We start from the raw sequence: 7306 nt of genomic DNA on the forward strand, positions 1-7306 counted from the left end.
CCCACGGCAACACGGAAGGTTGCGTTCCGGACCGAGATTCATACTGTCGTGGGAACGTCCCTCGTATGGCGCAACCTCGATGGATCTCCACCGTTCTCCATGCGTGCTGCGGCGCCTGCCGCGGCAATCGCAAGGAGGGCTCAGAAGTGAAGAACCTGAAGAAGGCAGCGGCCGTGACGATGGTGACGGGTGGCCTGCTGGCCGCCGGCGCGGGCATGGCCTCCGCCACCAGCGCCCACGCCGACGGCCAGGCCGTGGGCTCCCCGGGCGTCGGCTCGGGCAACGTCGTCCAGGCCCCGGTGCACGTCCCGGTCAACGTGTCCGGCAACAGCGTGAACATCGTGGGCATCCTGAACCCGGCCTTCGGCAACCTCGCCGTCAACCACTGACACCCCACCTCCGTCTCCGAGCCGGAGGTACCCCCGGCCTCCCGGTCCTGCCCGGGAGGCCGTTCGGCATGTCCGCGGGCGTCCCCCGCTGCGGGCATGCGTGCCGCAAGGGGCGGCACGGGTGGGCGCAGCGGCACCCCGCTACGCCGGGCTGCGGACCCACCCGGCCCCAGCACAAACGCCGAACACCCCGCTACGGAAGGGCTGAGAAACCCCCCGCCCCAGCACCCACACCGAGCACCACACGAAGAACCGTCACCGCACCCCCCGCTCCCGCTCCTCCACAACGGAGTTGTACGCCGCGACCTGCGCCCGCCGAGCCGTCCGCTCCACCGGCCGCAACGCCTCCCGCCGTGCAGAGATCTCCGACGAACTCACCGCACCCCCGTGCCCACTCTCCGTCGCCACGGCGATCAGCGTCCCCACCCGCTGCGCCAGCTCCAGCACCCGCACCGCCCGCGGCGGATACCCCGGCGCCAGCACCTCCCGCCCCCGCTCGGCCCGCGCCCGGTACGCATCGATCGCCGCCTCCGCCACCGGCCCCGACCCGGCCACGTCCAGCCGCGTCAGCAGCTCGGTGGCCTCCCGCAGGGCCTCCGCCAGCTCCCGCTCCGCCTCACCCAGCGACGGCACATCCGCCGGCGGCGCCTCCCGCACGGGCAGCACCTGCCACATGACCTCGACGTGCACATCACCCCGGGGTCCGGCCTCGTGGACCTCCGGCACCAGCCCGAGCGCAGCGCCGTAACAGAGCACCGCCTGCTCGGCGTCCAGCGCCCGCGCGTTGAACTCCGGCGGCCCGCTCAGCCCCAGCGGATGCCCCGGCGCGGGCAGCGCGACCCGCAGTCCGGTCACCCCGAGCGTCCGCAGCCGCCCGAGGGCGAGAGTGAGCCCTACGGGCGCCGACTCCCCGGGCAGCCCCTCCATCCGGTGCACCGCGTCCTCACCGACGACGGCCAGCACAGCGTCGTCCGGCGAGACATGTCCGGCCAAAAGGGCATTTCCCCAAGCTGCGAGACGTCCAGCACGTGGTTCCGAGAGCATGCTTCCACCCTAGGACCCTCCAAGGACCGGACCGAGGGAATGCCCGGGCCGACCGGTGGCGTAGATTTCATGGAGGGCTGCGCCCACCGGCGCGGCGGACCGAGCCACAGGCTTACGCGACAGCCGAGACCGGCCACACTGCAAGGGGAGACAACGCGCTCATGAGCGATGTTCTGGAGCTTCAGGACGTATCCGTGGTCCGTGAGGGCCGGGCTCTGGTGGACCAGGTCTCCTGGTCGGTCAAGGAGGGCGAGCGCTGGGTCATCCTCGGCCCGAACGGTGCCGGCAAGACCACCCTCCTCAACCTCGCTTCCACCTACCTCTTCCCCAGCTCGGGCACCGCCGCCATCCTCGGCGAAACCCTCGGCCGGCCGGGCACCGACGTCTTCGAGCTGCGCCCCCGCATCGGCATGGCCGGCATCGCCATGACCGAGAAGCTCCCCAAGCGCCAGACGGTCCTGGAGACGGTCCTGACCGCCGCGTACGGCATGACGGCCACGTGGCACGAGGACTACGAGGACATCGACGAGCAGCGCGCCCGCGCCTTCCTCGACCGCCTCGGCATGAGCGACTACCTGGAACGCCGTTTCGGCACGCTCTCCGAGGGCGAGCGCAAGCGGACCCTGATCGCCCGCGCCCTGATGACCGACCCCGAGCTGCTCCTCCTCGACGAGCCCGCCGCCGGCCTCGACCTCGGTGGCCGCGAGGACCTCGTCCGCCGCCTCGGCCGTCTCGCCCTCGACCCGATCGCCCCCTCGATGCTCATGGTCACCCATCACGTCGAGGAGATCCCCCCGGGCTTCACCCACGTCCTCATGATCCGCCAGGGCAAGGTCCTCGCCGCCGGCCCGCTGGAGCTGGAGCTCACCTCCCGCAACCTCTCCCTCTGCTTCGGCCTCCCGCTCGTCGTCGAACAGTCGGGCGAGCGCTGGACCGCACAGGGCCTCCCGCTCTCCTGAACCGGACCGCCACCCCACAAATCCCGGAGTAAGAACGGGATTTCACACCACGGGCGCCCTGTCGGCGACAGGGCCCGCGGACCTACCATGACCATGTGGAAATCGACGCATGGCTGTGGTGGCTGATCGGCGCGGCAGCGCTCGGCATCGCGCTCGTGGTCACCGCGATGCCCGAACTCGGCATGCTGGCGGTGGGAGCCATCGCCGCGGCGGTGGTCACCGGCGTCTTCGGCGGCGGAGCCGTCGCACAGGTCGCGGTCTTCGCCGTCATCTCGACCGCGGGCATCGCCGTCGTACGGCCCATCGCGAACCGCCATCGCGCCCAGCGACCCCAATTCGCGTCCGGCGTGGACGCGTTGAAGGGCAGACAAGCCGTCGTGCTGGAACGCGTCGACGCCTCCGGCGGCCGGATCAAGCTGGCCGGCGAGGTCTGGTCGGCCCGTGCCCTCGACACCGGCCACGCCTATGAAGTGGGCCAGGAAGTGGATGTCGTGGACATCGAGGGAGCCACCGCGATCGTCATGTGACCTCGCGAGACGTAACTGGAGTGAACTCCTCGCCAGCCGCACGACGGTCTGTCAGACTCGACCAGCAAGATCTTCGACAACCATAAGATCTGCCGAAGGCGCCGAAGCGGAGAAGGGACACGGGGAACGACGATGGAACCGGTCATCATCGTCCTGATCATTCTGGTGGTGTTGGTCTTCATCGCCCTGATCAAGACGATCCAAGTCATCCCACAGGCCAGCGCGGCCATCGTCGAGCGCTTCGGGCGCTACACACGGACACTCAACGCGGGCCTCAACATCGTCGTCCCGTTCATCGACACCATCCGCAACCGCATCGACCTGCGTGAGCAGGTCGTCCCCTTCCCGCCGCAGCCGGTGATCACCCAGGACAACCTGGTGGTCAACATCGACACCGTCATCTACTACCAGGTGACCGACGCGCGGGCAGCGACGTACGAGGTCGCCAGCTACATCCAGGCGATCGAGCAGCTCACCGTCACCACGCTCCGCAACATCATCGGTGGCATGGACCTGGAGCGGACCCTCACCTCCCGCGAGGAGATCAACGCGGCCCTGCGCGGCGTCCTCGACGAGGCCACCGGCAAGTGGGGTATCCGCGTCAACCGCGTCGAGCTCAAGGCGATCGAGCCGCCCACCTCCATCCAGGACTCGATGGAGAAGCAGATGCGCGCCGACCGCGACAAGCGCGCCGCGATCCTCCAGGCCGAGGGTGTCCGGCAGTCCGAGATCCTGCGCGCCGAGGGTGAGAAGCAGTCCCAGATCCTGCGCGCCGAAGGTGAGGCCAAGGCCGCCGCCCTGCGCGCCGAGGGCGAGGCCCAGGCCGTCCGCACGGTCTTCGAGGCCATCCACGCCGGCGACCCGGACCAGAAGCTGCTTTCCTACCAGTACCTCCAGATGCTCCCCAAGATCGCCGAGGGCGACGCCAACAAGCTCTGGATCGTCCCCAGCGAGATCGGCGACGCCCTCAAGGGCCTCTCCGGCGCCATGGGCAACTTCGGCGGCATCGGCGGCGGTTCCGGCGGCAACGGCGGCACCGTTCCGGCCCAGGAACGCCGCGAGAAGCCGTCCATCGACTGACGGCACCTCCAACGCACGTTCCCCGCACCCACTGTCTTTCAGGGGCGCGGGGAACTGCGCGATCAACCACGACGAAACCCGCGGCCGAAGAGCCACCCAAGGCCCCACGGCGCCTGCTCACGCCGCGTCCAGCACCAGCCAATCCGGCAGCGCCGCGAGGTCCTCCTGCGCCAGCGTCAGCAACATCGCATCAGCCGGAGTCGGCTCGAACGGTCGCCGCAGCAACGGCATCCCCGCCTCCTCCGGAGTCCGGTTCGCCTTGCGGTGATTGTCCTGCGCACACGAGGCCACCGTGTTCAGCCACGTGTCCTGTCCACCCTGCGACCGCGGCACCACGTGGTCCACGGTCGTCGCCCGCCTCCCGCAGTACGCGCACCGGTGCCGGTCCCTGACCAGCACACCCCGCCTCGACCACGGCGCTTGTCTTCGGAACGGCACCCGCACGTACTGGCAGAGCCTGATCACCCGAGGCGCCGGTATGTCGACCGCGGCTCCCCGCATCCGCAGCTCGGGGTGGGCCTGCTCGACGACGGCCTTGTCCTGAAGCACCAGAACGACGGCTCGGTTCAACGTCACCGTCGACAGCGGCTCGAAGCTCGCGTTCAGTACCAGCGTGTCCCGCATACCAGCCCACCTCCCGTGTGCACCGGCCCACCCCCTGGCGGGCTGGGATCAACTCTGGCCGGGCACGCCGAGATGGACAACGCAATATCTGCTGCTCCCACGGGGGGCGACCCCCGCGACCCCCGGCAACAAAAATGCCCGCTCCTGATCAATTCCAAGACCAGGAGCGGGCAAACGTTCCATGAACGCTGGGATTGCGGGCGACCCGCTCAGCCTTCGGCGGGCACCTCGTACTCGCCGATCAGCTGGGCCCGCCCGATCGTGTGGAACCGCAGGTTGAAGCCCACGACCGCAGGCGACGCGTCCGAGTCCGGACCGAGCTTCTCCTGGTCCACGGCGTAGACCGTGAACACGTATCGGTGCGGCCCGTCCCCGGGAGGCGGCGCGGCCCCACCGAACTCCTTGCCGCCGTAGTCGTTACGAGCGTGGACCGCGCCCTCCGGCAGGCCCTCGAACTTGCCGCTGCCGGCACCCACCGGCAGCTCGGTCACCGACGCCGGGATGTCGAACAGCACCCAGTGCCAGAAGCCGCTGCCCGTCGGAGCGTCGGGGTCGTAGCAGGTCACGGCGAAGCTCTTGGTCTCGGGCGGAAAGCCCTCCCACCGCAGCTGCGGCGAGGTGTTGCCGGCCGCGTGGACCTGAGCGTCCTTGAGCGTCGCACCTTCCTCGACGTCCTCGCTCGTCACCGTGAACGACGCGACGGGCGGATGGAAGTCGTGGGGGAGCGGTCGCCGCTTGAGCTCGGTCACCTCGGTACCTCCTGATCGTTTCGTGCAGTAGCCCCCGAGCCTAGAACCAGTTGCGCTTGCTGCCGACCTCGGACAGCCACTGGTTCAGGTACGCGGTCCAGTCCGTCCCCTGGTAGTCGTTCAGACCCACCTGGAAGGAGCGGAAGGTGTCGCTGCCCTCGCTGAACAGTCCGGGCTTCTTGTCCATCTCCAGCACCACGTCCATGGCGTTCTGGTCGGCGACGAAGCTCAGCTCCACCTGGTTCAGCCCGCGGTACTGCTGCGGCGGGTAGAACTCGATCTCCTGGTAGAACGGCAGCTTCTGCCGCGTGCCCCGGATCACACCGCGCTCCATGTCCGCGTTCTTGAACCGGAAGCCCAGCTGGATGAAGGCGTCGAGGATCGCCTTCTGTGCCGGCAGCGGGTGCACGCTGACCGGGTCCAGGTCACCGGAGTCCACCGCACGCGCGATCTCCAGCTCGGTCGACACCCCGATGTTCATGCCGCGCAGGGCCTGACCGTCGATCATCGTGATCGGCGTCTCCCACGGGATCTCCAGCCCGAACTGCACCGCGTGCACCGCGTTCGCCTGCAGCTCGAACGCCCCACCCAGTCGCGACTTCGTGAACTCGATGTCCTGCTTGTACTCCTGGTCGCCGCTCTCCACCTCGACCTTGGCCTGCAGCCCGACCGAGAGCCCCTCGATCTGCTGGTTGACGGACCCGCCCTGGATACGCACCTCGCCCTGGACGACACCGCCCGGGACGACGTTGACCTCGTGCAGCACCGTCTCTACCGAAGCCCCGCCGGCCCCCAGGCTCGCGAGCAGCTTCTTGAACGCCATGTCTCTCCCTCTCGCCCACTACGGGTGGATCCTTGATCCATACAAACGCGATCCGGCCGTGACCGGTTCCATGCCCCACCCTGGCAAGGCGGGTGCCCGACGGCCACCCCCCGGTACCACTCGTCTCCAGTACCCTCGGACGGCATGATCGCGACCCCCGACCGTACGCCCCTGTCCAGGGAGTTCTTCGACCGGCCCGTCCTCGATGTCGCCCCCGACCTGCTCGGCCGCATCCTGGTACGCAGCACCCCGGACGGTCCGATCGCCCTCCGCCTCACCGAGGTCGAGGCGTACGACGGCGCCGACGACCCCGGCTCGCACGCCTATCGTGGCCGCACGGCCCGCAACGAGGTGATGTTCGGTCCGCCCGGTCACGTGTACGTCTACTTCACCTATGGCATGTGGTTCTGCATGAACCTGGTCTGCGGCCCCGAGGGAAAGGCGAGCGCGGTCCTGCTCCGCGCAGGGGAGATCATCGAGGGCGCCGAACTGGCCCGGACCCGTCGACTCTCGGCCCGCAACGACAAGGAACTGGCCAAAGGCCCGGCCCGGCTGGCCACGGCCCTGAACGTGGACCGCTCCCTGGACGGCACGGACGCGTGTACCTCGAAGGACACCCCGCTCCGCATGCTGACGGGCACTCCCGTGCCCTCCGACCAGGTACTCAACGGCCCCCGCACCGGTGTGGGCGGGGACGGAGCCGTGCACCCCTGGCGCTTCTGGGTCGCCAACGACCCGACGGTGAGCCCCTATCGAGCTCATGTCCCGAGGCGCCGCCGAAGTTGACGCGCCTTGCCGGGGTGCGTAATGTAGTCCGAGCCGCTGTTCCGGGTAGGGCACTCGCCCTGCAGTCGGAAGCGGCCAAACCACTACCCAGCGACTCCCCTCAGCAGGGGCGAATTCGGCGTGCCCGCATGCCTGAATTCGACGCCGACAGACTCGATTATGAGTTGGACGGGGAATCCGCTAACGTAGTGAATGTCGAAAGGTCGACGAGCGAAAGCCCGGGGCTGAACGGCAAATCCCGCCGACAGGGAATCGGATCGAAAAGGATCTGATAGAGTCGGAAACGCAAGACCGAAGGGAAGCCCGGAGGAAAGCCCGAGAGGGT

General features: G+C 69.0%; 9 protein-coding genes. 5 read left to right on the forward strand and 4 right to left on the reverse strand.

Going from position 1 to position 7306, the window contains the following annotated elements; genetic code table 11:
- The first annotated feature begins 146 nt into the window (after positions 1–146).
- Positions 147–389, forward strand: coding sequence for a chaplin (locus IE153_RS13755; protein ID WP_189589982.1), 243 nt, complete (start codon positions 147–149; stop codon positions 387–389).
- 255 nt (positions 390–644) lie between these two features.
- Here the strand turns inward: IE153_RS13755 and IE153_RS13760 are convergent, their stop codons facing one another.
- The gene (locus IE153_RS13760) at positions 645–1433 is read right to left on the reverse strand and encodes an Rv1486c family protein (protein WP_229828983.1); all 789 of its coding nucleotides are present in this window, start codon (positions 1431–1433) and stop codon (positions 645–647) included.
- Between the two features lie 161 nt (positions 1434–1594).
- Between IE153_RS13760 and IE153_RS13765 the strand changes: the two genes are divergently transcribed.
- The 3 genes from IE153_RS13765 (at position 1595) to IE153_RS13775 (ending at position 3999) form a co-directional block, all read left to right on the forward strand.
- Positions 1595–2392, forward strand: a complete 798-nt coding sequence (locus IE153_RS13765; RefSeq protein ID WP_189589984.1) for an ABC transporter ATP-binding protein — start codon at positions 1595–1597, stop codon at positions 2390–2392.
- A gap of 95 nt (positions 2393–2487) precedes the next feature.
- Positions 2488–2919, forward strand: a complete 432-nt coding sequence (locus IE153_RS13770) for an NfeD family protein (protein ID WP_031110172.1) — start codon at positions 2488–2490, stop codon at positions 2917–2919.
- 132 nt (positions 2920–3051) lie between these two features.
- Entirely contained in the window at positions 3052–3999 is a 948-nt protein-coding gene (locus tag IE153_RS13775; protein WP_097215808.1) for an SPFH domain-containing protein, read from the forward strand.
- A 117-nt stretch (positions 4000–4116) separates the two neighbouring features.
- Here the strand turns inward: IE153_RS13775 and IE153_RS13780 are convergent, their stop codons facing one another.
- The 3 genes from IE153_RS13780 to IE153_RS13790 form a co-directional block, all read right to left on the reverse strand.
- Complete coding sequence (locus tag IE153_RS13780) at positions 4117–4623, reverse strand: HNH endonuclease (RefSeq protein WP_184913023.1); 507 nt, start codon at positions 4621–4623, stop codon at positions 4117–4119.
- Between the two features lie 209 nt (positions 4624–4832).
- Positions 4833–5372 carry a YbhB/YbcL family Raf kinase inhibitor-like protein gene (locus IE153_RS13785; RefSeq protein ID WP_189589985.1) on the reverse strand — a complete coding sequence of 180 codons (540 nt, stop codon included), beginning with the start codon at positions 5370–5372 and terminating at the stop codon, positions 4833–4835.
- Between the two features lie 40 nt (positions 5373–5412).
- The gene (locus IE153_RS13790; RefSeq protein WP_189589986.1) at positions 5413–6195 is read right to left on the reverse strand and encodes a sporulation protein; all 783 of its coding nucleotides are present in this window, start codon (positions 6193–6195) and stop codon (positions 5413–5415) included.
- A 144-nt stretch (positions 6196–6339) separates the two neighbouring features.
- On the opposite strand from IE153_RS13790, the gene IE153_RS13795 reads away from it, so the two are divergent.
- Entirely contained in the window at positions 6340–6981 is a 642-nt protein-coding gene (locus tag IE153_RS13795) for a DNA-3-methyladenine glycosylase (RefSeq protein ID WP_189589987.1), read from the forward strand.
- The last annotated feature ends 325 nt before the right edge of the window (positions 6982–7306 follow it).

The sequence above is a fragment of the Streptomyces massasporeus genome, from assembly GCF_014648995.1.
Taxonomy (GTDB): domain Bacteria; phylum Actinomycetota; class Actinomycetes; order Streptomycetales; family Streptomycetaceae; genus Streptomyces; species Streptomyces massasporeus.